General features: G+C 67.3%; 28 protein-coding genes. 9 read left to right on the top strand and 19 right to left on the bottom strand.

Annotated features, from left to right (window positions below; all coding sequences use genetic code 11):
• Positions 1-41: 41 nt before the first annotated feature.
• Genes MED01_RS07455 through MED01_RS36030 form a run of 3 tightly spaced genes read left to right on the top strand, consistent with a single transcriptional unit; the run spans position 42 to position 2,584 of the window.
• Complete coding sequence (locus tag MED01_RS07455) at positions 42-1,133, top strand: hypothetical protein (protein ID WP_238667765.1); 1,092 nt, start codon at positions 42-44, stop codon at positions 1,131-1,133.
• Positions 1,130-1,264 (top strand): hypothetical protein, encoded by a 135-nt coding sequence (locus MED01_RS35630; RefSeq protein WP_274525390.1) that lies wholly within the window; start codon positions 1,130-1,132, stop codon positions 1,262-1,264. Before MED01_RS07455 ends, MED01_RS35630 begins: the two co-directional genes overlap by 4 nt.
• A gap of 60 nt (positions 1,265-1,324) precedes the next feature.
• Complete coding sequence (locus MED01_RS36030) at positions 1,325-2,584, top strand: hypothetical protein (protein WP_238667764.1); 1,260 nt, start codon at positions 1,325-1,327, stop codon at positions 2,582-2,584.
• A gap of 194 nt (positions 2,585-2,778) precedes the next feature.
• Here MED01_RS36030 and MED01_RS07445 read toward each other — a convergent pair whose 3' ends face one another.
• From MED01_RS07445 to MED01_RS07405, 8 genes are all read right to left on the bottom strand, one after another.
• Positions 2,779-3,591, bottom strand: a complete 813-nt coding sequence (locus MED01_RS07445; protein ID WP_238667763.1) for an S-methyl-5'-thioadenosine phosphorylase — start codon at positions 3,589-3,591, stop codon at positions 2,779-2,781.
• Positions 3,592-3,739: 148 nt separating this feature from the next.
• The gene (gene mtnC, locus MED01_RS07440; RefSeq protein ID WP_238667762.1) at positions 3,740-4,444 is read right to left on the bottom strand and encodes an acireductone synthase; all 705 of its coding nucleotides are present in this window, start codon (positions 4,442-4,444) and stop codon (positions 3,740-3,742) included.
• On the bottom strand, positions 4,441-5,022 hold the full coding sequence (locus tag MED01_RS07435) for a 1,2-dihydroxy-3-keto-5-methylthiopentene dioxygenase (RefSeq protein WP_238667761.1): 582 nt from the start codon (positions 5,020-5,022) through the stop codon (positions 4,441-4,443). The genes mtnC and MED01_RS07435 overlap by 4 nt, the downstream gene beginning before the upstream one ends.
• On the bottom strand, positions 5,019-5,687 hold the full coding sequence (gene mtnB / locus MED01_RS07430; protein WP_238667760.1) for a methylthioribulose 1-phosphate dehydratase: 669 nt from the start codon (positions 5,685-5,687) through the stop codon (positions 5,019-5,021). The genes MED01_RS07435 and mtnB overlap by 4 nt, the downstream gene beginning before the upstream one ends.
• Positions 5,684-7,216, bottom strand: a complete 1,533-nt coding sequence (mtnA, locus tag MED01_RS07425; protein ID WP_238667759.1) for an S-methyl-5-thioribose-1-phosphate isomerase — start codon at positions 7,214-7,216, stop codon at positions 5,684-5,686. Before mtnA ends, mtnB begins: the two co-directional genes overlap by 4 nt.
• A 218-nt stretch (positions 7,217-7,434) precedes the next feature.
• Complete coding sequence (locus MED01_RS07420; protein WP_238667758.1) at positions 7,435-7,854, bottom strand: Rossmann-fold NAD(P)-binding domain-containing protein; 420 nt, start codon at positions 7,852-7,854, stop codon at positions 7,435-7,437.
• 1,040 nt (positions 7,855-8,894) lie between these two features.
• Entirely contained in the window at positions 8,895-9,926 is a 1,032-nt protein-coding gene (locus MED01_RS07410) for a zinc-dependent alcohol dehydrogenase family protein (protein ID WP_238667757.1), read from the bottom strand.
• Positions 9,927-9,931: 5 nt separating this feature from the next.
• Positions 9,932-10,354 carry a hypothetical protein gene (locus tag MED01_RS07405; RefSeq protein ID WP_238667756.1) on the bottom strand — a complete coding sequence of 141 codons (423 nt, stop codon included), beginning with the start codon at positions 10,352-10,354 and terminating at the stop codon, positions 9,932-9,934.
• 115 nt (positions 10,355-10,469) lie between these two features.
• On the opposite strand from MED01_RS07405, the gene MED01_RS07400 reads away from it, so the two are divergent.
• Entirely contained in the window at positions 10,470-11,273 is an 804-nt protein-coding gene (locus tag MED01_RS07400; RefSeq protein ID WP_238667755.1) for a helix-turn-helix domain-containing protein, read from the top strand.
• A gap of 293 nt (positions 11,274-11,566) precedes the next feature.
• Here the strand turns inward: MED01_RS07400 and MED01_RS07395 are convergent, their stop codons facing one another.
• On the bottom strand, positions 11,567-11,947 hold the full coding sequence (locus MED01_RS07395) for a DUF4288 domain-containing protein (protein WP_238667754.1): 381 nt from the start codon (positions 11,945-11,947) through the stop codon (positions 11,567-11,569).
• A gap of 838 nt (positions 11,948-12,785) precedes the next feature.
• Entirely contained in the window at positions 12,786-13,358 is a 573-nt protein-coding gene (locus MED01_RS07390) for a hypothetical protein (protein WP_238667753.1), read from the bottom strand.
• A gap of 220 nt (positions 13,359-13,578) precedes the next feature.
• Between MED01_RS07390 and MED01_RS07385 the strand changes: the two genes are divergently transcribed.
• Together MED01_RS07385 and MED01_RS07380 are read left to right on the top strand one after the other, a co-directional pair.
• Entirely contained in the window at positions 13,579-14,655 is a 1,077-nt protein-coding gene (locus tag MED01_RS07385) for a cellulose-binding domain-containing protein (RefSeq protein WP_238667752.1), read from the top strand.
• A gap of 304 nt (positions 14,656-14,959) precedes the next feature.
• On the top strand, positions 14,960-15,316 hold the full coding sequence (locus MED01_RS07380) for a transposase (RefSeq protein ID WP_238667751.1): 357 nt from the start codon (positions 14,960-14,962) through the stop codon (positions 15,314-15,316).
• Between the two features lie 6 nt (positions 15,317-15,322).
• Here the strand turns inward: MED01_RS07380 and MED01_RS07375 are convergent, their stop codons facing one another.
• On the bottom strand, positions 15,323-15,925 hold the full coding sequence (locus tag MED01_RS07375; RefSeq protein ID WP_238667750.1) for a TetR/AcrR family transcriptional regulator: 603 nt from the start codon (positions 15,923-15,925) through the stop codon (positions 15,323-15,325).
• A gap of 66 nt (positions 15,926-15,991) precedes the next feature.
• Here MED01_RS07375 and MED01_RS07370 point away from each other — a divergent pair, with 66 nt between their 5' ends.
• Both MED01_RS07370 and MED01_RS07365 read left to right on the top strand, forming a co-directional pair.
• Complete coding sequence (locus MED01_RS07370; protein ID WP_238667749.1) at positions 15,992-16,690, top strand: alpha/beta hydrolase; 699 nt, start codon at positions 15,992-15,994, stop codon at positions 16,688-16,690.
• Positions 16,687-17,031, top strand: coding sequence for a nuclear transport factor 2 family protein (locus MED01_RS07365; RefSeq protein WP_238667748.1), 345 nt, complete (start codon positions 16,687-16,689; stop codon positions 17,029-17,031). Before MED01_RS07370 ends, MED01_RS07365 begins: the two co-directional genes overlap by 4 nt.
• Positions 17,032-17,159: 128 nt before the next feature.
• On the opposite strand, the gene MED01_RS35620 is transcribed toward MED01_RS07365, so the two are convergent.
• From MED01_RS35620 to MED01_RS07335, 6 genes are all read right to left on the bottom strand, one after another.
• Positions 17,160-17,489, bottom strand: coding sequence for a cold-shock protein (locus MED01_RS35620; RefSeq protein ID WP_274525387.1), 330 nt, complete (start codon positions 17,487-17,489; stop codon positions 17,160-17,162).
• 162 nt (positions 17,490-17,651) lie between these two features.
• Positions 17,652-18,071 carry a barstar family protein gene (locus tag MED01_RS07355; RefSeq protein WP_238667747.1) on the bottom strand — a complete coding sequence of 140 codons (420 nt, stop codon included), beginning with the start codon at positions 18,069-18,071 and terminating at the stop codon, positions 17,652-17,654.
• Positions 18,068-18,571, bottom strand: coding sequence for an ankyrin repeat domain-containing protein (locus tag MED01_RS07350; RefSeq protein ID WP_238667746.1), 504 nt, complete (start codon positions 18,569-18,571; stop codon positions 18,068-18,070). The genes MED01_RS07355 and MED01_RS07350 overlap by 4 nt, the downstream gene beginning before the upstream one ends.
• Positions 18,572-18,672: 101 nt before the next feature.
• Positions 18,673-19,128: a PH domain-containing protein gene (locus MED01_RS07345; RefSeq protein WP_238667745.1), complete on the bottom strand. Its 456-nt coding sequence runs from the start codon at positions 19,126-19,128 to the stop codon at positions 18,673-18,675.
• 419 nt (positions 19,129-19,547) lie between these two features.
• The gene (locus MED01_RS07340; RefSeq protein ID WP_238667744.1) at positions 19,548-20,054 is read right to left on the bottom strand and encodes a hypothetical protein; all 507 of its coding nucleotides are present in this window, start codon (positions 20,052-20,054) and stop codon (positions 19,548-19,550) included.
• Between the two features lie 25 nt (positions 20,055-20,079).
• Positions 20,080-20,241 carry a hypothetical protein gene (locus MED01_RS07335; protein ID WP_238667743.1) on the bottom strand — a complete coding sequence of 54 codons (162 nt, stop codon included), beginning with the start codon at positions 20,239-20,241 and terminating at the stop codon, positions 20,080-20,082.
• A gap of 158 nt (positions 20,242-20,399) precedes the next feature.
• Between MED01_RS07335 and MED01_RS07330 the strand changes: the two genes are divergently transcribed.
• On the top strand, positions 20,400-21,164 hold the full coding sequence (locus MED01_RS07330; RefSeq protein ID WP_238667742.1) for an ATP-grasp domain-containing protein: 765 nt from the start codon (positions 20,400-20,402) through the stop codon (positions 21,162-21,164).
• 135 nt (positions 21,165-21,299) lie between these two features.
• Here the strand turns inward: MED01_RS07330 and MED01_RS07325 are convergent, their stop codons facing one another.
• Together MED01_RS07325 and MED01_RS07320 are read right to left on the bottom strand one after the other, a co-directional pair.
• Complete coding sequence (locus MED01_RS07325) at positions 21,300-22,136, bottom strand: NAD(P)H-binding protein (protein ID WP_238667741.1); 837 nt, start codon at positions 22,134-22,136, stop codon at positions 21,300-21,302.
• On the bottom strand, positions 22,133-23,026 hold the full coding sequence (locus MED01_RS07320) for an NAD(P)H-binding protein (RefSeq protein WP_238667740.1): 894 nt from the start codon (positions 23,024-23,026) through the stop codon (positions 22,133-22,135). The genes MED01_RS07325 and MED01_RS07320 overlap by 4 nt, the downstream gene beginning before the upstream one ends.
• Between the last annotated feature and the right edge of the window lie 1,190 nt (positions 23,027-24,216).

The following is a 24,216-nucleotide window of genomic DNA, read 5'->3' as shown; positions in this document are numbered from 1 at the left end:
ACGTCGATGCATGTGTCTGCGACAGACGAAAGCCGGAGGGAATGATCAGCTCCACTGTCCCCTCAGCCTGGCCCCAACCAGAAAGCTTCTACTCCTCGCCGAACTGGCTGCGCTTCGTCGACTCCGACGGCATCGGTCGTCCCGCCTACCTGATGAAGGACGGTGCCGGGCTCGTCGCCCACCATGCGCCGGACGAAGGTCATCCGGACTATCGCTTCGAGACCCTGCTCGACAGCGAGGACGACAGTGCGCGGCTGCTGCTCGGTGGACGCCGGGGATTCTGCTCCCCGGTGATCGGGACTCGCCGGTCGCCCGCAGCGCTGGCGGAGCTCATGGGCGCGGCCCTCGAGGCGTTCCCCGAGGTACACGGCGCCTGGTGGTGGCCATACCTGCCGTCGAAGGACGTGCCACACGTCGTGGCGGCCGCGCGTTCGCTCACCGGCGAGACCCCCGGGGTGCACCTCGTCGACGCCGACTGCACCGTGCAGCAAATTCCTGCGGATGGGCCCTTCGAGTCGAAGCTGACGAAGTCGCAGCATCGACACTGGCGCCGCGAGTGGCAGCGCTTCGTCAAGAGCGGCCTCGAGCTCCGGCAGGTGTCGATCGACGAGATTGTCGCATGCGGGGCTCCGCTGCTGCAGCAGGTCGAGCTCAAGTACGGCAACGAGCACGAGGAGGAGAACCTGCGGGCAACCCTCGGCCGCCAGGCCCGCATCCTCCGCGAGGAGGCCGTGGCGCACGCCGTCTTCGACGGCTCGCGCATGACCGGGTACTCGCTCGGCTACCGGTCGGGCCAGCAACTCGCGCTTCGTTCGATCGGCCTGAACTACGGGGAGCTGCGCAACGCCGCGGAGTACGCGGTGCTCCTAGTGCACGGGCCCGTACGGTTCGCCCAGGAGAACGGCATCGAGTCCCTGCACCTCGGCACCCGCAGCTACGAGGCTAAATGTCGGCGAGGCGCGCGGGTCCGCGGCCTGTGGGCGGTGGCACCTGGAACCACGACGTCGAAGAAGAAGATCGAGGAGCTCGCCGGGTCGGTCCTGGCCCAGCTTCCCGCCACGGATGCTGCGGCGTTCCGCTCGGAGATCGACGCGGTCCTGGCCTCACTCCTCGTCGAGAGTGGTCAGGCGTGACACTCCCTGTGTCAACCTCGGGCAGCGAGGAATTGGTCTTCTCCAGCTTGGAGGAGGCGTACCGCGTTGCCGTGCCGGGCCGGGTTGTCGACGAGGCCTCGAAGGGCGACCGCCACAAGCCCATCTGCTGATCCTCGCCGAGTTCCGACAGGACGTTACTTCCAAGATCTGATCGAAAGGATGGTGCCGTAGTGACCGCCCACGCCGTGGTCCTGACCACCGTGCGCCGCGCCTTCCCGTTCCGTCTGCTCGACGCTGCATCCGTCGACCACGTGACCATCGTGGCGGAGGCGGGCCATCCCCACCACTTCCCCGACGGCGGCGGCGCGTCCCGTCTACCTACCATGCAGGTCATCGAGGTCGACGACATCCGCGACACGACCCAGGTGCTCGTCGCCGTCCGGCGGGTGGCCGCGTCACGTCCTGTGGATCGCATCATCTCGCCGGTCGAGTTCGGTGTACCGACCGCTGGCTTCCTGCGGTCCTCGCTCGGGATCCCCGGAGATTCGTACGACGTCGCACTCGCCTTCTCCGACAAGTTCCTCATGAAGCGACGCCTCATCGAGGCAGGCCTGAAGACAGCTCAGGTCCAGCGGGTTTTCGAACCGACCGACGTCCCGAAGGCGGGCGACAGCCTGGGATGGCCGGTCGTCGTCAAGCCGACGTTCGGCGCCCTCTGCATGGACGTGACCCGGATCGACGGGCCGGAGGCAGCGAGGGCCTGGGCGACCGGGCCGACCGGAGCGCGTCTGCGCGCCGAGGAGATGCCGGTGGCCGTGGAGCAGTACGTGGCGATGGACCGGGAGTTCCACGTCGACGCCGTTCTTCACGAGGGTAAGGTGCTGTTCGCCGCCGTGTCGATCTACTTCGACCCGCTGCTCGGCCGGATCGACGACTTCGACGGATCGTGGATCGTCCCCCCCGACCACCCTGACCATGACGAGGCGCTGGAGGTCGCCAGCCGGGCCACGATCGAGTTGGGGCTCCGCGACGGGGTCGCCCACGTGGAGCTCTACCGGTCCCGCGACGGCTTCCGGGTCGGCGAAGCGGCGTGCCGGCCCGCGGGCGGCGGCATCGTCGAAGCCATCAGTCACCAGCACGGAGTCGATCTGTGGGAGGCATTCTGGTCCCTGGGGCTCGGGTACACGCCGGCGCTGGACGTCACGTCGACCGACGGCATTGTCGTCAACGTGAATCTTCCGATCCGTCCGGGCCGGATCGTCGAGATGTCCTCTGAGGAGGAGATCCGCGCGGCGATCCCTGGACTGATCGACATGCGGATGACCATGAGCGTCGGCGACGTGGTCACGTCGGACCTCAACTCGTCGTCGACGCCAGGGGTCGTCTTTTTCCGCGCCCGCGACGAGGCAGAGATCGCTCCCACGATGGCGGCGCTTCGGCGTGCCTTCCGGCTAGAGGTCGAGCCTACGGATGGGTCAACGATCGTGTGAAGAGCAGCGGTAAGGCTGTCCAGAGGCCCTGCCGTGGGCAGGTGCCGCAGCGTCGCCGGTCCCTCCGGCTCCGGCATGCCGATCGCCTCCGTCAGGTGCGCCTGAGGGTCGAAGTCGAGGATGAATACCCGGTCCCCGGCCTCGTCATGGTCACCGCCTCGAAGGTGCGCGAGATGAGGTGTATCAGGACCGTGTCAGCTGGGCACGGCATCCCGGGCGACTGCGATGCCGTCGAGGCTTTCCCGGCACGGGCAGGTTCGATCGGCAGGCAGGTCGGCCAAGGCATTCAGAACAATCGACCGGAGGCGGTTGGTGTTCTTCGCGAAGACGTCGAACACCTCCCTCTGATTCACGGCGGAAGCGCTGTCCAGACCGGCGTCGAGGTCAGTGACCAGCGCCACCGCCGTGTAGCACATCGCGAGTTCGCGAGCCAGAACTGCTTCCGGGAGGCCGGTCATGTTGACCACGGACCAGCCCTGAGCCGCGTACCACTGTGACTCGGCCCGGGTCGAAAATCGGGGTCCCTCGACGACGACCATGGTGCCTTCATCCGTCACGGGCATCCCCTCGCGACGCGATGCCGCGATGACTACCTCACGCCCCTGCGAGCAGTACGGGTCGGCGAACGGTACATGTGCCGCGCCGGAGTCGTAGAAGGTCTGCTGGCGGCCGCTGGTGCGGTCGACGAGTTGGTCCGGGACCACGAGGCTTCCCGGCCCGAGCTCGGGTCGCAGTGAGCCGACGGCGCACGGGGCGATGATCTGGCGGACACCGATCGAGTGCAGTGCCCAGAGGTTGGCGCGATAGTTGATCCGGTGCGGCGGGTAACGGTGGTCGCGGCCGTGCCGGGGGAGGAACGCCACATCGCGGTCGCCGACGCGACCAACAAGGACGGCGTCCGACGGTTCGCCGTACGGGGTGCTGACATGCACTTCGCGGGCTTCGTCCAGCAGCGAATAGAAGCCGCTTCCGCCGATGACGGCCAACGACGCTTGTAGCGCTGACATGATCTCTCTCCTCATGCATGGAACTTCGTGAGTCGATGGATTGCCCCGTCGGTGTCCGGGAAGCCCTGCCGAAGGTTCACCGAACCGGAGGCCTGGGCGAGCTCGGTCATCCCGCGGAAGATCGTCGAACTCTGATGCCGCGACCGGCTCATGTCGGCCTGCCGACCGGCTGCGGGCGCACAGACGAGAAATCAGTGACCCAGGCGTGGGCGCCGAAGTCCGTTGGCGGGTTCCCGGGTCGGTGCACACCCAGGGTATGCCAGCCGGCGGCGCGGGCGGCGGCCAGTTCGACGGGCCGGTCCGAGGCGAACAGGATCCGGTCCGCGGCTACGCCGATCTCCCGGCTGATCCGTTGGTACGCCGCGGGATCGGTCTTGGCGCCCATGCCCTGCGCGTCGAAGAGCCGGTCGACCAGCGGTCGCAGATCACCCAGCTCGGTGTGGCGCAGCCAGTCGTGTTGCGCCTGGACGGAACCGGAGGAGAACAGGTGCACGCCGAGGCCGTCGGCACGCCACGTCCGCAGCGCGGTGGGGACGTCGTCGAAGACGTGTGCGGTGAGCGCTCCGCTCGCGTACCCGTCCGCCCAGATCATCCCCTGCAGCGCCTTGAGCGGTGGCGCTTTGACATCCTGGTCGATCCAGCCGTTGATGACGACGACCAATTCTGCGCGTGTTGCCGTCGGCTTGCCCGCCAGAGCCGCGGTGGCCCGGAGGACGTCCTGGACATCCGTCGTGTCGCGTTCGAGATACGTGGCGACTCGCTCACGAGAGTAGGGAAAAAGAACATCACGGACGAAGGCGAGGGAACCTAACGTGCCCTCGACGTCCAGGACGACTGCGTCGGCTCGGCTCACCAATTAGCGCCGATCAACTCGTCGAGGTAAGGGATCTGACGGGCGGTCGGCTCGCCGGTGAAGTCGGCGATCCACCCGTCCTCCTCCTGGAAGAACCGGATCGCCGTGAATTGGGGCTGCCGGCCCATGTCGAACCAGTGCCGCGTGCCGCGCGGCACCGATAGCAGGTCACCAGCCTCGCACACGACGGCGTGCACCATGCCGTCCAGATTCAGATAGAAGCACCCGCGTCCCTCGACGAAGAACCGGACCTCGTCCTCGTCGTGCACGTGTTCCTCGAGAAACTTCTCCCGTGCCGCTCGGGCAGTGGCGGGCCAGTCCGGGTCGGCGTCGTTGGGCCGCATGCGTACGACGTCCACCAGCCGGTAGCCGCCGGCCTCGCTGATCCTGCGTACGTCATCGCTGTAGGCTTCGAGCACCCGACTGGAGTCGGCGGCAGCATCGAGCGTCCGGGTCGTGGCCCATCGTTCGAACACGATGTTCCAGCGGGACAGTTCGACGCGGATGCGGTCCTCGTCGGTAGTGCGCAGTCGAATGTCGTTGCCGTCGGTAGCCGGCATCACCTGAAGCAGTGTCATAGCAGACCCTCCTGGAATAGATCCGTGTTCGGTGAGGCACTTGCGGCGAGCAGTGTCAACTGGCACATCGCCTCAAGGCATTCGAGGCGATTGCGGGCCACCTCGAGCGACGGACCCCAGGCAGTGACGCCGTGCCAGGCGAGCAGGAACACCGGCGGTGTCGCTGCGGACTGCGCCAGGTGGTTCGTTACGTCGGTACCGATGCGTGCGACGTCCGGCCAGTTGGGAAAGACCGGGACATGGACGCTGGCCGGGTCGACGACGCCGAGGCCCTTGATCAGTTCAAGATCGGCGAACCGTACCGACGTCCGGCTGGCTCGGGCCGCCAACACGGCGACAGCGGTGGCGTGCGGGGAATGCACGTGGATGACCGCGCCACAGCGCGGATCGGCGGCGTAGATGGCGGTGTGGATGCTGGTCTCGGCGGACGGCTTCGGCCCGATGGGCTGCACGGGCAACCCGGTCCGCACGCTGACGGGTACGGTATCGCTCTCTGTCAGCCGTCCCTTGCTGCGTCCGCTCGTGGTGATGAGTATCGTGTCGCTGGCGTCGTCGAGCCGCGTGGAGAGGTTGCCGGACGTTCCCTCGAGCCATCCCCGCAGGTACAGCTCCCGGGCTTCCCCCACCAGGTGAGCGGCGCCGCGGGTGTCGATGATGCCTGTCACGCGGTGGCTCCTTCGTCAGCAAGGGCAACGACCAGGCGACGTCCGTTGAGGCGCTCGACACCGCCGAGCCCGGCGACCTCGAGCAGCACACCGAAGCCCGCGGTACGGGCATGGCTGGCGGAAACCAATTCGGCTGCGGCGGCGAGGGTTCCTCCAGTGGCAAGGACGTCGTCGACGATCAGCACCCTGGCGCCGGGAGCAAGGGCGTCCATCTGCACCTGCAGCGTGTCAGCGCCGTACTCGAGGCCGTACTGGACGCTGTGCACCGCGCCGGGCAGCTTGCCGGCCTTACGGGCGAACGTCAGCGGGCAGCCGAGCAGTTGCGCGACAAGTGTTCCGACGGGAAAGCCCCGGGACTCGATGGCGAGGACATGGTCGCACCGTCCGCGGAAGGTATCCGCCAAACGGCGGGCGAGGGCCGCAAGAGCACGCGGGTCCGTGTATACGCCAGCGAGATCGCGGAAGGTCACGCCTGGCTGTGGGAAGTCGGCTACGTGGCGGACAAGCGAAGTGTCGCCGATGCGGGTGGGCCGGATGACCCGGTCCTCGGTGACAATGGCGGTGATCAAGTCGATCGGTGTGACGTCGAACGCGGGGTTGTACACCGCTGTCCCGGGCTGCGCGATCTGTGCACCCGCGATCTCCAGTACCTCGTCGGCGGGCCGGTCCTCGATGAGGATGTCATCGCCGTGCGGCGTGGTGACGTCGACCGAGGACTCCGGTGCGACGACGATGAACGGGATGCCGTGGCGCGCTGCGGCCAAAGCCAACGCATAGGTACCGATCTTGTTGGCGGTGTCGCCGTTTGCGGCGATGCGGTCCGCCCCGACGATGACGCAATCGACCGAACCACCGGCCATGGCCGCCGCGGCGGCCGAGTCGATACACAGGCGGTGCGGGATGTCCGCCTCGGCCAGCTCCCACACGGTGAGTCGGGCGCCCTGCAGCAGCGGCCGGGTCTCGGTCGCGAGCACCGAACCCAGATCACAGCTGGCCGCCAGCTCTCGGATCGCGCCCAGGGCGGTCCCCCAGCCGCCGGTCGCCAATCGGCCGGTGTTGCAGTGGGTGAGAACGTGCATCGGCCGCCGCGGGGACACCTCACGGATGAGGGTCGCGGCGCGTGTCGCGGCGGCACGGTTCGTCCGCTCGTCCTCGGTGATCATGTCGAGGGCCTCTTGCAGGACGGCGTCCGGGCCGTCCGCCAGCCGGCCGAGCGCCCGCTGGACACCCCACCGCAGGTTCACGGCGGTTGGTCGGGCGGCCGCGAGCAGTTCGGCGTCCGCCCGTACGGCAGCATGATCAACCTCGCCGGCGACTGAATGTAGGTGCGCCGACAGAGCGACGCCGAGCCCACCCGCCAGTCCGAGGGCCGGAGCGCCCCGGATGGCCAGGCGCTGAATCGCTGTGATGATCTGATCGATGCCGGTCATGTGCAGGACCGTCATCTCGTGAGGGAGTGTCGTCTGGTCGACAGCGACGACGCAGCCGGGTTCCCAATCGACCGAACGCTGCATGAATTGCTCCTCCATCGACAAAAGGCTGAAGTCGGCAGGTCGATACGGCGCTTTGAGGCGTCCCGGAACGTGGATGCGAGTGGCTGCACAGCGTCCACAATTGTCGAGTTATGTTGATCACCAAGGTGGCTCCGCCTTGAGTGGCCTCCACCCCTTTCGGTTGTCTCGATACCACTGCACCGTCGCAGCCAGCCCGTACTCCAGATCGATGCGTGGCGCGTACCCGACCTCAGTCATGATCTTGCTGGTATCGCGGGAATGGCGACGGTCGTGGGCCCTTGCGGTCGGCGACTGGCACGGTCCTGTCCGGGCCGGCCTGGCGTTTCGTGCCGGGGCGCGGCGTCGGGCAGTGTCTGCGTGCCGAGCGCGTTGGTGGTGACGAACGGGGTGGCACCCGCAATGGAGCGGTCGACATGAGAATCAGCGGCGAAGCGGACGATCACGACATGACCCGCAGCCACCGCGTCGATGAGAGCGGTGTCAACGCCACAGTGGACGAGATCTGGGCGTGTGTCCTCACCCACGGTCTCGAGGTTGCGCAGGCTTCCGGAGTCGGCCAACTTGGTCAGCACAGTCACCCGGGCGGGCTCGACCGACGGTTCCCCCGGCGCGCTGCTCTCCGGGGTGCCGCCGGCCTGAAGGATCTCGCGCACCTAAGGATCGTATCCGCAGTCGATCGAAGTACGTCACTCCCGTCTCACGCAACAAGATCACGTAAACTCGCGGAGCGTGAAGATCATCGTCGCCGATGTAGCCGGTTTCATCCGGTCCGGATACGTGCGCATGCTGCGGCGGCCGGATGCCGGCTGTGGTCGCTCACCCTTGCGGTGTCCACACAGCTCATGCCGGTCTTTCACAAACCGATGATCTGCTGTCTACTGTCGACGTTGGTCTTGGCAGCGTGTCCGAAATCCTTGGTGCGGCAGCCGCCAATGGCTAGCTGACCGGGGCGTGACAGACCCAATGGCGGCTGCCGTACTAACTGTCGGTGACGTTACTAGCTCCAGGACCAGGCCACCAGAAGGACTCATTCAGAGGATGCGGTTCAATTGTGAGAGCCGCCAATGCGGTGGCAATCTCCTGCAACGTCGCCCGCACATAAGTGGCCACTGACAAGTGCGGTGATCGTGGGCGTGCTCCCCGATCGACCGATGCGGCCGCAGGAGCCGGCGCTGGTGCCAACCAAGGCACTGGGCCGGCAGCTCACGATCGGTCGGCGGCCCGGCGGCCCGGCGGCCCGGCGCGAGCCCGGTTTAGGGGGAGCAGATTGGGTGCAGGTTGGCGAAGAGGTCACCGCGACCGAAGTGCTCACCGACGCCGGACAGAGACGAGGACTCTGACCTGCGGTGCTGCGGCCGAGCGGTGCGCCGTGACCTCCCGGTAGAGATCGAAGTGGTCAGGCATGTCGTTCCGGGATGGCTGGGGTCGGCCGGTATCTCGAGTCGCCTAACGCCGTGCCTGTAGGTCTGCTGTAGATCGATCTGCGGCATTGTGGGCGAGCCTGCTGGAGTTCGTCACGGTACCGTCATCTGAGACGCCGATCCCACGGGCAGCGACGTGACAAGGCCCTTCAGTCTGGAGACCCCTTCGGCGGACCCGAAGTGGTCGGCCAGTTTGCTCCCGGTCGTCAGTCGAGCGGCGTCCGCTCATGTCGATGAGCGTGCGCGGCGGATTGCGCCGCCACGCACGCCGGTCATCGGATTTCGATGATGACCTTTCCGAACGGGCTGGTCGATTCGTAGTAGCGGAACGCCGCGGCGGCTTCCTGAAAGGGGAACACTCGGTCGATGACGGGCCGAAGCTGATGCGCGGCGATGATCTCGTTCAGCTGAGTGAACTGCGCGTAGCTTCCGACGGCCAGCGCTCGGATCGTCGCGGCGACACCGAACACCAGGCGAGGGTCGAGTGGCGGCCAGTCACCGGAAAGGGACCCTACGAACGCGACGTGCCCGTTGATGGCAAGCGACCTCAGTGACTGCCCCAATGTTCCGGCAGTGTCGACGACCCGGTCGACCCCTCGCCCGCCGGTGACGTCGCGGACCGCAGTGTGCCAGTCGGGAACGGCCCGATAGTTGACGACCTCGTCAGCGCCCAGGTCACGAAGGCGCTGCTCCTTTTCCGCCTGGCCGGTCGTGGCGATCACTCTCGCACCGAGAAGCTTGGCCAGTTGTACCGCGAACAGTGATACGCCGCCCGAGCCGGTCGTCAGTACGGTGTGCCCCGGTTGGATCCCAGGACCATCCCCGGTCAGCGCGTTCCACGCCGTGACTGCGGCGCACGGCAACGTCGCGGCCTCGGCGTAGGAGAGGCGTTCAGGGATCGGGACGAGGGCTTGCTCCGGCAGGACGGCGAGTTCGGTGAGCATGCCGTCGAGGGAGCCTCCCAGTTGTGGCAGGTATGACTGTTGCAGGGGGCCGTCCAGCCATTGCGGGAACAGCGTCGCGGTAACCCGGTCGCCCGGTCGCACCCGCTGAACACCTGGGCCCACGGCGATGACCTGCCCGGCACCGTCCGAGACGGGAATGACGTCCGGCTTCACCGGCAACACGTACTGCCCCCGCAGCACCAGCAGTTCGCGGAAGCTGAGCGAGACGGCGTGGACCGCGACCGCGACCTCGCCGATACCTGGCGTGCGCGGTTCGTGGCAGCGCAGCGACAGACCATCAATGCCGTCACCGCTGTTGACATGGTAGCTGCGCACGGACGGGGGCAGCGTCGCAGTCATCGCGGTCATCCCTCGATGAACTGGTAGTCGCGGACGATCCGTCCGTCGGCGCCGAGCACGAGGATCTCCAGCCCGACACCGGCCACGTCGCCACCGTCGCGAGGCACCATCTCCCAGCGAAACTTGACCACGTCGTGGAGCCGCTCGGCATCCCCGCGGGAGCGGAACACAAAGGTGCCCGGGGCGATGAACTCCTCGTACGAGCGCGTCACCCGCACCTCCAGTTCGTCATGCCCGCGCGCCTCCAAGACGAGACGATCGAACCCCAGGCCTTCGGCGGCCTGTCGCATTTCCTGAGGCGGCTGCAGGACATGGACCCCGTCGGTGGACCAGAGCTCGCGAACGGCCGCGCGGCGACGTTCCGGGTCGGGTTCGCTCCACACCGCGACGTAGCGGCCGGTGAGGTTCTCCAGGTCAATGTCAGCCATAGTGATCCTTCGGTCGTGGATGATCGTTGCGACCACGACTGTTCTGCGCCGGAGGCGCAGCGACAATTCCCCGGAGGGAATCGCCAACCGGCGCGGCACCCGGTACACAGGAAGAATGATCACCGAATCCGCGAGCGGCGGACTCGCGGGTGCGTTGCGCACATGGCGCACCCGACGACGCGTCAGCCAACTCGAACTGGCGGTGCGCGCTGGCACCACGCAACGGCACGTCAGCTTCATCGAGAGCGGACGCTCGACCCCCGGCCGGGCGATGATCATACGGCTGGCCGAGTCGCTGGAGGTGCCGATCCGCGATCGCAACGAACTGCTCCTCGCCGCAGGATTCGCGCCCGCGTACCCACAGACCGACCTGGACCATCCCCAGTTGGCGCCGGTCCGGACCGCCCTTAATCGCGTCCTGCACGGCCACCTGCCGTACCCGGCTGTGATCGTCGACCGGCACGGCGACCTCATCTCCGCCAACGCCGGCTTCCACATGATCACCCGCGGAGTGGACCCACACCTGCTCACCCCACCCGTGAGCGTCCCCCGAGCCCTGCTGCACCCCCGCGGTCTCGCACCTCGCATCGTCAACCTTGAGGAATGGGCCTGGCACATCATCGACAGCGTCCAAGCCGAAAGCGTCCGCAACCCGAGCGACCGGCTCCAGCACCTCGTCGAGGAACTCGTCGACCTGGCACCCCCGCGGCCACGGCAACTCTCGCCACACCACCTCGGGTTCGCGGTGCCGCTGCACCTGCGCACGAGCAGCCCGGACAGCCGGGAACTGCGGCTCATCACCACTCTCACCCACTTTGGTACCGCCACCGACGTCACCATCGCCGAACTGCGACTGGAAGCATTCCTACCTGCCGACGAAGCGACCAGCGCTGCACTGACCGAGCTCGTTACGTGGTGAACACCATCCGCTCATGCCGCTGACAAGGCGCGGTGACCGTGGGCGTGGCTCCCCGGTCGACCGATGCGACTACGGGAGTCAGCGCTGGTGCCAATCAAGGCACCGGGCTGGCAGGTCACGATCGGTGGGCGGCCCGGTGCCAGCCCGGTTGGGGGAAGCAGGTTGGAGCAGCGGGTGTCGGCTCCGCCTGAAGACTGACCACGTGGTTCCGGCTGAATCGGGACCACCTTTTGAAGCATCGGGAGGTGCTGAGCGTGGAGGACTGGGCGGAGCGGAATGAGCAGCAAGGCTGCTCAGGGGCGGCATCCCTCGTCGGATACCGCCCAGACGTCTCCTTGTCTCTCCTGGCCGGTATCGAAGTACGCCGTCAGGTATGCCTGCGGGTTCAGCTCGCTATCCCTGATCAGTGAGAAGATCTCCGCTCCATGTCTCGGGGCGTCGAACATTCGGTACGCCTGAGTGAGTCCCGCGAAAATCGTGTCTGTCCGGTCAGCCGCGTACCCGAGCGCCTCGGCCTCTGCAAGCTCGATCGCCTGGTCGAAACTCTCCGCACGCCACAGCGTCAGCCATTCCTCGTACGACTGACCCCTCGGATCGGACCCGACGCGGAAGACACACCGCACGGAGAACCAACCCACCTCACTCAACTGCGCCTCACCGCTCGGCCTGTCCATCCGCACATCATCCAGCAGGAGCCGTCCATCAGCGAGCCTGATATGCCTGTATAGTCGCGCTTTTGCCGCCGCCGGGCCCAGTGGGAGGCAGCCAGCGGGGGCCGCCGAAGCCCTTTGAACAGATAGATCCACTCGGGACGCAATGCCGCGATCACCTGCACGCGATCATCGTTGATGACGACTGCGTGCGACAGCCGCAGCACCACAGTTGCGGGAACTTCTGGTTGCGGCGCCGCATCTGCCAGTCGACGCGGTCGTCCCCTTCGTTGATCACCCGATACGCGAACGCGTGATCGCGACGTCGATGACCTTCTGCGGTTGCCACCACCACGCCCGGACACGCAGCTCGCCGCGATGCACGAACTGACCCGCATCCTGTAACCCCGGTCCCTGCACGTGGCGGCGGTGATCTGCCCGCTGGTGCGGCGCTGGAATTCCTGCAGTGACCAGCAAAGCCCGGACTGGTGGCGACGATCAGAAGGCTTCCGGTGCCACCGGATCGGTAACTGGTGTAGTCAGCTGAGACACCAACTCCACCGGATGGTGTCCTAACCAGCGCATCCGCTGTGACGACCTCTTCGGCGGATCTGAAGGCGTTAGCGTTGGCATCCCGCAGATGCGGTATCGCGGCTTCCCTTCACAGCCGATGACAGGATGCCGGAGCCGGCGTGGCACTGAACCACACCGTCGACTCAGTCCTGCGTTCACCCACCGACTGGCCTCACCGACCTATGGCGCAATGCCACACAGCAGCTTCGAGAGCCCGGGCACCCTTATTGCCCGATTGCGCTGCCCGTGGCCAGAGGCCGGCCCTCTCAAGATGGCCGGCCTCTACGCGTCACGCTGCCGCCCGGCTCATCGCGGCGCTGGCTAGCCCGTTCAACGTGGTCAGGTCGGCCGCCCCCAGGTACGAGTCCGACATCATGACCACCACCACGTAGTGGCCGACCGCGGCGGCGACATAGCCGACGTAGCGGTCGCCCTCGTCGTAGGTGCCGAGGAACAGCACCGTGTCCGGCCCGAGGTGGTCCTCGGCGACCGGATCGAAGCCCTCCTCGTCGCCGCCCACCCCGCACCGGGCGAACTGCGCCTTCAGTTCGGTGATGTATGCGTGTGCCCCATCGCCGCGGTACCAGGCGACGTTTTCGTAGATCCGAAATCGGGTACCGAGATCGGTCGCCTCAGTGCGGCTCACGACCGGCTGCGGCACCGGCGTGTCCGCGCACGGCTGGGGTAGCAGCGACCACACCAGCCCGTCCTCCGCCGGCCCCGGCGCGGCCCCGCCGAGATCGTCCGGCTGCAACATGACCCGGTCGGGGATCCCCCGTGGCCGCTGCTGCCCCGCCGCCGGCCCGCTCGCCGACACCAGCCCCAGGATCACGGCCGTCATCACCATCAGTGTCCTTCGCATGCGAACCATCCTCTACATCGCTGGTAACCGATGGATGGGCAGGCCTACCTAGCTTTCCCTAAGTACACGTACTCCCCACCGGGCCGCTACCGATCAGCCCTGGCGGGCTGTCCGTTGTCCTGCCGGCGGCAGGACTGCCGTGCGTGCCTTGACAGGAAGGCGGAGCAGCAGGACAGTCGACACAGTCATAGACGTTCAACTATCTACGACGAGGTGTGCCATGCGGAAGTCGCTGACTGCTGTGGCCGCCATCGCTGCTGCCATGGTCGCGATGATGGCCGCGATCTCACACGCCAGTGCGGCGAACGCGGCGGCCGGGTGTCGGGTGAACTACGTCGTCACCAGCCAGTGGACCGGTGGCTTCCACGCCGACATCGCGGTCACCAACTTGGGTGACCTAGTCAACGGGTGGACGCTGCGGTTCGCGTTCCCTGCAGTCGACCAGCGGCTCACGCAAACCTGGAGCGCCACCTGGGCCCAGGCGGGCCAGCAGGTCAGCGCGACCAATCTGGGCTGGAACGCGACCCTGGGCACCAATGGCTCCGCGAACATCGGTTTCGTTGGCGCCTGGTCGGGCAGCAACCCCATACCGGCGTCGTTCACGCTTAACGGCGTAACGTGCACCGGCGGCGTCCTGCCCAGCGTGACGCCGACCCGGACGACCACACCGCCGGTCGCTGACTACCCAGCGATCGTCACCTGGCTCAGCCCGACCGCCGGCGCGGTGTACACCACGCCGGGAACCGTCCCGCTGGCGGCGACCGCGACCGTGGGAGGCGGACACAGCATCACCTCGGTGTCGTTCCGGGTGGACGGCGTCACGGTGGCCCGGGGGGTGAGGACGACCGGTGACCGGTACGAGGCGCTGTGGACACCACCGATCGGGGAGCCCGGCACCAGCACCACCTTCGTGCTGTACGTCTCGGCCGGCACCGACCAGTCGCTGCCTGGCGCTGCGCCGCCGCTGCTGGTCACGGTGGTGACGCCGGCGTCCACCGGCACCAACCACCCGCCGGCGGTGGCGTTGAGCACCCCCGGCGGGCAGACCTACTTCCTCGAGCCGACGACCGTCACGCTGGTCGCCGACGTCGCCGACACCGATCCTGGGGACCTCGTCACCCGGGTGGAGCTTTACCTCGGCGCAACCCGGCTGGCCGTGACGCCGACCAACAGCGGACAGCGCTACCAGTTCCAGACGGCCCTGTCGGCCGGCACGTCGTCCACCTTCACCGTGCGGGTCCACGATTCCCACGGCGGCCTCGGCATCTCGAACCCGCTGACCTTCACCATCCGTTAGCGCCTCGGCCCTCCGTTAAGGGCTGACCAAGTTCCTTCCACTGGCCGTCTACCCGACCTCGCCACGTCGTTGTGGTCGTACGGGCGCGGTAAGGAGTCGTTGATTGGCCTGGCCTTGCAGCTGGGAGCAGGTTGGGTGCAGTTTGGCGAAGTGGTATCCGCGCCCGAAGCCGTCAGCGTTGGCACTCCCGTGGAGGCAGTAGGGCGACGTCCGCACATAGTCGATGAGCGGATGTACCGACGCGCTTTGAGCCGGTGCGCGAAGCCGTCGAATCCGAGGGCCGTCCAGCTCGCCGGTTTCGTAGGTGCTGTCATCGACCTGCTCGACTGCTACCCGCCCATCGCCGGCCGCCCGGGGCCGGCCACGGCGCCGCTTCGACGTCCTGCTGGCCGACAAGGGTTACAGCAGCCAAGCCTTCCGTCAGGCCTGCCGCGAACGCGGCACCGAACCGATCATCCCCAAGTCCAAGACGCCGGGGATCAAGGGCCTGGGCAAGCTGCGCTACGTCGTCGAACAGACCTTCGCCCTGCTACACCAGTTCCGCCGCCTCGCCGTGCGCTGGGAAGGCCGTCTTGACATCCACGACAGCTTCGTCAGCCTCGCCTGCGTTCTGATCTGCTGGCGCAGATTGATCAACTGGACCAAACCGAGATCGTGTTAGGAGCAGTTAGGCCGAGTGTGAGCGACTCAGTCGTTCACGTATGTCGCCCTTGCCGGCGGTCGTCAGGAGGACGAGAGCGTCCAGGAAATCGTCGAAGGCGCGATCGGCTCGTGGCGTGTCGCCGGTGGCCTCGACGTCCATGATGAGGCCGCGGATGACGGCCAGCACTAGGGTGGCGAGTTCGGGGCGGCCGACGGTACGCATGCCGTCCTCAAGGGGCTGCAGCCAGTCGGTGGTGGCCTCGCGCCGGAAATTCGGCCACAACTGCTGTTCAGCGTCCTGGCGGAGCTGACCGAACATGGTGAGGTAGGGGCGGCCCTCGGGGCCGGTCATGGCCTGCCACGTGCGCCGCAGCGTGCTCAGGTAAGGCTCGCCCGGCTTGGGGGACAACAGGTCGCAGTAGAACTCGCGTTGAAGCTGCCGCGCCCGGCGCAGGGTCTCGCGCAGCAGCGCGTCGCGCGTCCCGAAGTGGTAGATCAGCATGCGGGTCGAGCAGCCCGACGCCCTCACCAACGGTTCGAGACGGTCGGGCAGGCCGTGGGCGAGCGCGTGATCGACGCAGGCGTCGAGGATGCGGTCGCGGATCTCGGGTTGTTTGTGACGTCCCACCACCACATTTTTTCACGTAACTGGCGGTACGTCTATCGTTGATCCCAGCCGAAGAAGGAGGCAGAGATGCGAGTGGTATTTGTGCACGGTGCGTGTGTCCGGGACGGCGCCTGGTGGTGGCACCCGACCGCCGAAGCACTGCGCGAGCGGGGAATCAGCAGCGTCGCGCCGGCGTTGCCGAGCTGCGGTGAGGGCGACCGGCCCGCCGGTTCGAACGGTCCCGGCCTGCCGGAGGACGTCGCGGCGGTGCGGGCGGTGCTGGCCGCTGGCGATGAGCCGACGGTGGTCGTGGGACACAGCTATGGCGGGATCGTCGCGGCCGAGGCCGCAGTGGGCGTCGCGTCGGTGCGGCACATGGTCTTTGTGTCGAGCTATCTGCCCGAGCCGGGCGAGTCGCTGTCGACCTTCGGCGCTCCGGAACCGCCGCCGTTTCTCGACTTCGACCCTGAGGGCGGCACGTTCGGCGCGGTACCGCAGTTGTTCGCCGAGACCTTCATGCAGGACTGCCCGCCGGACATTGTCCGCGAGGGTGCGGCTCGCCTGATCCGGCAGACGATTGCCGTCACCCAGCAGCCGGTGCGGCAGGTGGCGTGGCACGGCCTGCCGACGACGTATGTGGTGTGCGCCGACGATCGCGGCACTCCAGTATCGGCGCAGCGCGAGTTCTCCCGCCGCGCCGGCAAGGTCGTCGAACTGCCGACGGGCCACCATCCGTTCCTGTCCGACCCGCAGGCCGTCGCCGACATCCTGACCGGGCTCTCATGACCACGCCGCCGGAGTTGGTGCGCCGCATGTACGCCGCCTACAACCGGCGGGACGCCGACGGCCTGCTCGCCCTGCTGGCCAACGACGTCGACTGGCCGGACGGCGATGCCAGGCTGCACGGCAAGGATGCGCTCCGCCGCTACTGGCTTGAGCAGTGGACCCGGGTCCACACCCACGACGAGCCCATCGAGCCGGTCGAGCTGGGTGATAGGCGCATCGCGGTCCGTGTCGACCAGACGGTCCGCACGCCGGACGGGTCGCCGTTGTCGACGGCGCGCTTCGTCCACCTGTTCCAGATCCGCGATGGACTGACCGCCCGAATGGACATCAAAACAGCTTGAGCAGGGCTTCTTGAACGGTGATCTCGTCGGCGGCACTGAAGGCGTCAGCGTCGGCGCCCCGCAAAGGCGGTACGGCCGACGTCCGCACATGTCGAGATGCGGATGTCTACCGGAACGACCGGCCACGGCTACTCCTGCGGCCAGGTCATGTCGGTTCGGGTCGGATCATCGAATGTCAGGGTCAGCGAGCTGCTGTAAGCGTTGGAACTGCCCTGAACGCGGGGGTGGCCGGGCGGCTCGATGTCCTCTGTCCAGACCTTCACTGCTCGGAAGCCGAACCCCTCCTGGTTCGCTGCCTCGGCACGGAACGAGACGAGCTGTCCTTGCACCAACTGCCGGTATCCATCCGTGGCAATGGCGGAGAAGTGCACCCAGCATCCGCCAGGCACGTCCGGAGCGTCGATGACACCCCAACCTTCGTCCGGATCAAATGTGCGCACTGAACCGACGCTCGTCATCGCTCCAGTCTGCATGACGCTTGCTGACATTCGCCCGCGCCCGGCCTCGTCCTCATTTGCCGCGGCTCGCGCGTTGCTGGGAGTCGTGGCCAGCGGAGGCGCGGTCCGGGTCGGCGGATGCCGCTGGGGTCGGGCAGCGACGGTCAGGAGGGACCCGAACGGTTAGAGCAACTCGAGGATGATGCCGTCCTCGGATTCACTGCCGCCTGGGCCGTGTTCGTGGATGATCTCTACGAGAATGTCGAACAACGTCTGACCTTGGCGACGCTGTGCGTCGTTGAGCCTGGCCTTGATGCCCGCGCGGTGCGATGGGTGGCAGGTGAGGAGGGTCTGCTCCAGCCATCTGACCGTCGCGTCATGACCGAGCGCGATGCGGGAGGAGTCAGAGTTGACCCACTTGAGTACCCAGCCAGTCTCGGGGGTGCCGAAGCCCTCGCGCAGGATGTCGTTGAAGGCATCGAGATTTCCGTTCCAGGTTCCGTGACAAAGTAGCTGCGAGAACTCGCGTATGAAGCCGGCGAAGTCGGCGAATGTGACTCCGTCGATGACGAGCACGGGGAGGGCATCGCTCTGCTTGGTCACAGGGCAAGTATGGGCACGACCCCAGCATCCGGATCTGCCGCCAAGCGGGCGCGCGCTGTCTCAGCGCGCCGATCACGCTGAATACTGCTCGCCGCGTCTGCCACAGTGAGTAGTGCTTGCGTCGCGGCGTGGTTGTTTCGGACGGCCCATTCGAAGGGCGACAGCCCGTTGCCGTGGTCTTCGCGGAGGTTCGGATCTCCGCCCCGGGCAAGGAGTTCGCCGACGACCTCGGCATGCCCCCACGCTGCGGCTCCCGTCAAGGGTGTGCCCTCCTCGCCGCGCCCGCTCTCGATATTCGGGTCCGCACCGGCGTCGAGGAGGATCCGCACCGCCGCGCGCTTGTTCTGCAGCGCGGCCAGGTAGAGAGGCGTGGTGCCGTCACGATCCGCCGCGTTCGGGTCTGCCCCCGCGCGCAACAGCGCACGCACCGCCGGAAGATCGTCACGCAGCAGCGACGCCATCAGACGGGCGGTGAGCTTCTTGCGCTGCCGGACGTTCACCAGCACCAGAATAGGCCGTCCGGTTCACCACGAGCAGTCCACCGCGCGGCTCCAGGACATCCGCTCATGCCGCTGGTCGGGCGCCCGCCTCTGCGTCTCGGTCAGGAACGCGCGGCGCTGGCCTTGAGGCTGTGCAACTGTTCGACCTTGCGCTCGGCGTCCTGCCGCGAGTACGAGCCGATCCCCGATAGCGGCATGGCGTCGTCGCCGAGACGGAGGACGGGAGCGTAGAGCGGCAAGTCTCCCCGTACGTCGATCTGTACGCAGTCGACCGACTGGATCGCGCTCCACGGTGTGACCTGGTCACGGCTGTCGAAGCCGCGCACACGGACACCCTCTCCGCCGATTACCACGCCGAGTCGAAGAGCTCGCCAGATCCCGGCCATGCCGCTCGTGACGAGTAGGCATCCCAGCACGACGCCGAACCAGTCGCGCTCGGCCAGTACGTCCCCGGGGGTGAAGTACGTGACGCCTAGCAGGGTCCACACAGCGAAGATCGCGACAGGACTGGAATCTGGATGCGTGGCCTGAGGACGATGCCCTGCATGGCGGAACATGCTACGGAGGCATGTCCGGCCAATTGGCGTAGTCCAGTCCGGCTGCGGCGTTGGGGACCAACAGATCGTCGTCACGATCGATGCACGGATCTTCCGCTGACAAGGCGCGGCGATCGTGAGCGTGCTGCCCGATCGACCGATGCGGCTGCGGGAGCAGTGCTGGCGCCAATCAAACACTGGCCGGCAGCCCGCAGTTCCGCCCCGGGCGGACTCGATTGGCCGCGACCCGCGGGACCGGTGGTACGGGGGTCTGCTCATCGCGATCGCGACATCGATCGCGGCGAGCATCCTCCTGTGCGGACTACGACAGGCACTCGGCGACTGGTACGTGCCCCACGAACCCACCAACTGAGTGCCTCAGCCCAGCCCATGATCACCATCCGTTGGGCTACGAGTGCTGAACTTTTGGATCGTAGGGATCAGCCGCGGCCGGCGATCTCTACGAGAGTCTCCGGAGCGAGGGGTTTTCCGTTGACGTCGAGTGGCGTCACCGGAACTGCCCGATCGGTCGATCGGATCACCGACGTAGAGACGAGGAACACTCCGGAGTGAACCCGGGCGCGCACAGGTGTAGGCGACCCGACCGCGACGGCCGTCGCGCCAGCAAGGGACAACTGGCCCACCAGCCCATTGAGGACCTCGCTCACGCTGGACTGGTCGCCACCACTGCCTGCTCCGACGGCTGCCTGGTGCCGACCGGACAGCATGCTCTCGACATACCAGCCGGACGGCCCGGTCCAGAGCCGTAACGTGTGCTCGTCGTCGAGCGAGACCGTGTCGGCCAGGACATAGCCAGCTGGTGGTCGCCAGTCGCGTTCAGGTACAGCAGGGTTCGGGGCGACACTGATGATCGCCGCGACGGCCAGGCAGACGGCCGCCAGCCCGATCAGCCTACGCATGTTCGAGCGGAATCCGGCGATGGCCATGATGCGATGCTCGCAGCAATCGGGGTCAGTCGGAGTGTCGGATCTTTCGCATGAGCATCGCCCACACTCCGTATCCGGAACCGACGTTGCCGGTGATCGTGCCAGCGGCCGAGCCCATAGACAGGGCGTTCGCGCAGTCCGGGCAGACTTGCCGGCCGGTGATGGTCTTCTCGAACGGCTTGCTCACGCGCCGACCACAGTCAGGGCAAACCCTGCCAGACAATCCCATTCACGCCTCCTCCAACAGGTGCTCGAGAGGATATCTCTGCGTCTTCATCGTCGAGGTCGCCGATGAGCAGCAAACCGCTGTAACTGCGACGGTGTATTCAGGCAGGATCATCGGCCGTGACACTCGTCCTGCCGCCGCGCCTGACAGCCTCGGCTCAGAGCTTGCGCGACGCCGCTCATCGACGCGGACTACGCACCGTCCAGCTCGGCTCTTTCGAAGTACCCGCCGGGTTGCGTGCTGATCACCTTCACGCGGGACCGAGCTTCGCCGACGTCGTCGCACCGCTGCTCGGGATCGCGCCCCTGGAGGCTGAACCTGGCTGGCTGACTAGCCTTCCTCGTGAACTCACCGGCCGCGAGATCACCTTGGTCGCCATTGGCGAATCCTACGAGCTCCGTCGACCGGCGTTCATCAAGTCGCCCAACGACAAGGACATCCCGGCGATGATCTACACCGATGGTTCCCGCCTGCCCGGCCCGGATGCTGTCGATCGGCGGACTCCAGTGCTCGTCAGCGACATCGTCGACTTCACCGCCGAGTACCGGCTACACCTGCTCGACGGTGTGGTCTACGCAGGCAGCCAGTACGCCGCGCACGGCCGGTTGCACCTCGGCCCTGCGTCGACCGACGCGCTAGCCTTCGGCACCGATCTCATCGCCGGATATGGGCACACGTTGCCCTCCGCCATCGTCGTAGACGTAGGACTGGTCGACGGCCACTGGGCCGTGATCGAGGCGAATGCCGCATGGGCAAGCGGCGCCTACGTAGCGGATCCAGACCTGGTCCTCGATGTCGTCCTCCGAGCGGCCAGCCCAACGGCTTCGGTGACCGCCCGCGACAGACAGTTCATCCGACGGCCTCAGCCGACCGCTGCGCTTTAAGCCAGCAGGTCCATACCGGTGTACTGATCTGCCGAGTTGGGGATGTTTGCGCGGAGTGTGCGTTGCGTCGTGCTGGGTTGACGGTCGTGTGGGGCATGTGGCCCGGGCGGCCCGCCATGCCCCACGATGAGCGGTCTAGCGGAAGTCGGCCGCGTGGTCGGTGGCCCATTGCGCGAATGTCCGCGCGGGTCGGCCGGTCAGGCGCGGGACGATGTCGGCCCACTCCTGGTTCGTCGGGGCAGGATCACGCGCGGATCCCGCCCACATGGTGAAGATCCAGTCGACGAACGTCTCCGGATAGCCGTTGCTGATCCACTCGGCCCGGGCCTCGGCCGGATCGAGTTCGTCGAACCGCACCGTGGCACCGATCGCCGTGCCGATCGCGTCGACCTGCGCGACGGTGGTGAGCGCCTCGGGGCCGGCGAAAGTGTAGGTCCGTCCGGCGTGGCCGTCCTCGACGAGCACCGTCGCGGCGACCGCGGCGATGTCCGCCTCATGGGTGGGCTGGGTCACCGCAGCCCCGTATGGGCGGCGAACCACCCGACCTTTCTTGATGGCCGGGGCCCAGTCCAGCCAGTTCGCGGCGAACTCCCCGGGCCGGACGTGCGTCCACTCCAGACCGGAGTCCTCGACCGCACGCTCGACCGGCCGGTACCCGTCCTCGCTGTCGTCGGTGTCGGCCAGCGCCCCGGACAGCACGACGATGCGCCGCACGCCGGCCCACTTCGCAGCAGAAACGACGTCACGCGTCGTCCGTCCGACCGAGAACAGGTACATCCTCTCGACGCCGTTCAACGACGGCTCCAGGGACGGCGGGTCCGTCAGATCGCCGCCGACGACCTCCACCCCATCCGGAAGACTCGCCGCCGACGGCGTCCGCGTCAGTGCGCGGACCCGATGGCCGGTCTTCACCAGTTCGGCGACGACGTGTCGGCCCACCATGCCGGTGGCACCCGTAACCAGAATCGTCATCGCGTCACCTGTAGCCGGAAGTCGGCGGCGTGATCGTTGGCCCACTGGGCGAACGTGCGCGGTGGTCGCCCCGTCACCTGCAGATAGGTGTCCGTTGGCGGCAGCGCACCCGTCCCGTCGACCGCGTCGGCGAGCAGCGCGATCATCCAATTGGCGGTCTCCTCATCGAAGCCGTCGCGCAGCCACTGCCTGCGCGCCTCGGTTGGATCGAGCTCCTCGAACCGCACCTGCACGCCGATGGCGGCACCGATCGCGGTGACCTGCTCCGCCTGCGAGACCTTCACCGGGCCGGTGACGGTGTATGCAGCACCGACATGGTCGTCGGTCAGCAGCGCCGCGACCGCCATGTCAGCGACGTCGGCCTCGTGGACCACCGGGTAGCCAGCGGCCGCGTACGGCCCGCGCACCACCCGTCCGGTCCGGATTTGGTCGGCCCACTGCAGCGCATTGGCGGCCAACAGGCCCGGCCGCACATGGGTCCACTCAGCGCCGGAGGCCTCCACCAGCAGTTCCAGCCCGCGGTGCGCTTCCCGCTCTTCGGTCAGGTGCCGCCCGAGGGCGCCGTTGCCTCCGGTTCCGGGTGCGAACCCGGCCGCCGCCGCGGAGTGCACGACGAACCGGGTGACGCCGGCCTTGACCGCCTCATCGACGAACCCATGGTCGGTCGCGGCGTACGCGAAGGGGAACAGGTACACCGACTGCATTCCGTCCAGCGCCGCTCGCCAGGTCTCGGGACGTTCGAAGTCTCCCTGGACCACCTCGGCCCTATCCGGCAGCCGACCCGGGTGCGGCTGGCGGGTCATCGCCCGCACCGGTCGCCCGGCCCGGACCAGTTGGGCCACCACCTGGCGACCCACATTTCCGGTCGCTCCGGTTACTAGGATTGTCACGTTGCTCCTTCCCGAATACCTGGAGTGGGGCAATAGACCGCCGCCGCGAATCCACGGCCCATGGCGCGGCGGCGGTCACCACACGCAGGCTAGGCGGAGATCTCAAAAGTCGCACATCGTACATATGTACGACATGCACGGCCACCGCAGTCCGGTTGCGTCGGTGTTCCGGTTGGCGCGGGTACCCCTACGCACGGCGTTGCTCCGCCGGTGCGCTGCGCGCCGCCAGGGTCGACGCCGCCCGGCTGCTCCACCTCGAGGCTCGAGGATGAGACAGCCGCGGGCCAGGAACACCTGACCGCGCGACAAACGGCGCGGCTCAAGCCCAGTGAGTATCCGGATCTGCCGCGATCCGCGCGACTGCGGCTCAACCGTTGGGTCCCGGTTGAGCCGTTTCGGGAGCCCGCTCACAATGAGCGGGCTCCCCGGAGCCTGGCCCGGCTTGAACGGTGCTGCCATCCCTGGATCAGTGACGTGCGGTACCGGCGCCGCACGTTGGGCAGGCCGGCCTCCGAGGTTAGTGCGTCCAAGCCCTGGCGGGGAGTTCGTATACCTCGCCGCCTGTTCCTGCTCCCCATTCCGGTGGGGCCCGGCCATCAGCCATGGCGCAGCTGCGACGAGGTGGCTGCTCCGATGGCGGTACCTCGGGCCAGTGTCCGTGATCTGGCGAGGAACGACCTGCGGGACTATCCACCGCCGGTCGACCGCCGCAGCCCAGCTACGAGCCGGGGATCGGGGGAGCAGGTGGGGAGCAACAGGGTGCACTGAACGGCCTTCATCTGCACTGAACTGCACCCGACGGCCCGCAACTGCACCCACCCCTGCCTGCGGTTTCTCATCTCCGCAGGTCAGAGTCGGTGCAGCGTCCTGTTTCCCGCGGAGTGCTCTGCGGTTCTGCGCTTCGGTCGACAGCGCTCTATGTCGCCTGGCAGGGGAGTGTGCGCAGGTCAAGGCGGTAAGGAGCAGTTGGTTGCGCGGGCCTTGCATCTGGGAGCAGGTTGGGTGCAGGTTGGCGAAGTGGTCTACACGCCCGAAGTGCTCACCGACGCAGGGCAGAGACGAGGACTCTGACCTGCGGTGGGGCCGTCGAGCGGCACGGTGTGACCACCCAGTAGAGGTCGAAGTGGTCAGGCGTTGCTGCGTCCGGGATGGCTGGCGCCGGCCGGCGTCTCGATCAATGTGGAGCGTTG

Origin of the sequence: Micromonospora alfalfae, assembly GCF_022230925.1 — a bacterium.
Classification (GTDB): Bacteria; Actinomycetota; Actinomycetes; order Mycobacteriales; family Micromonosporaceae; genus Micromonospora; species Micromonospora alfalfae.
The sequence above is the reverse complement of the archived record's forward strand: the minus strand, read 5'-3'. Positions and strand labels throughout refer to the sequence as shown.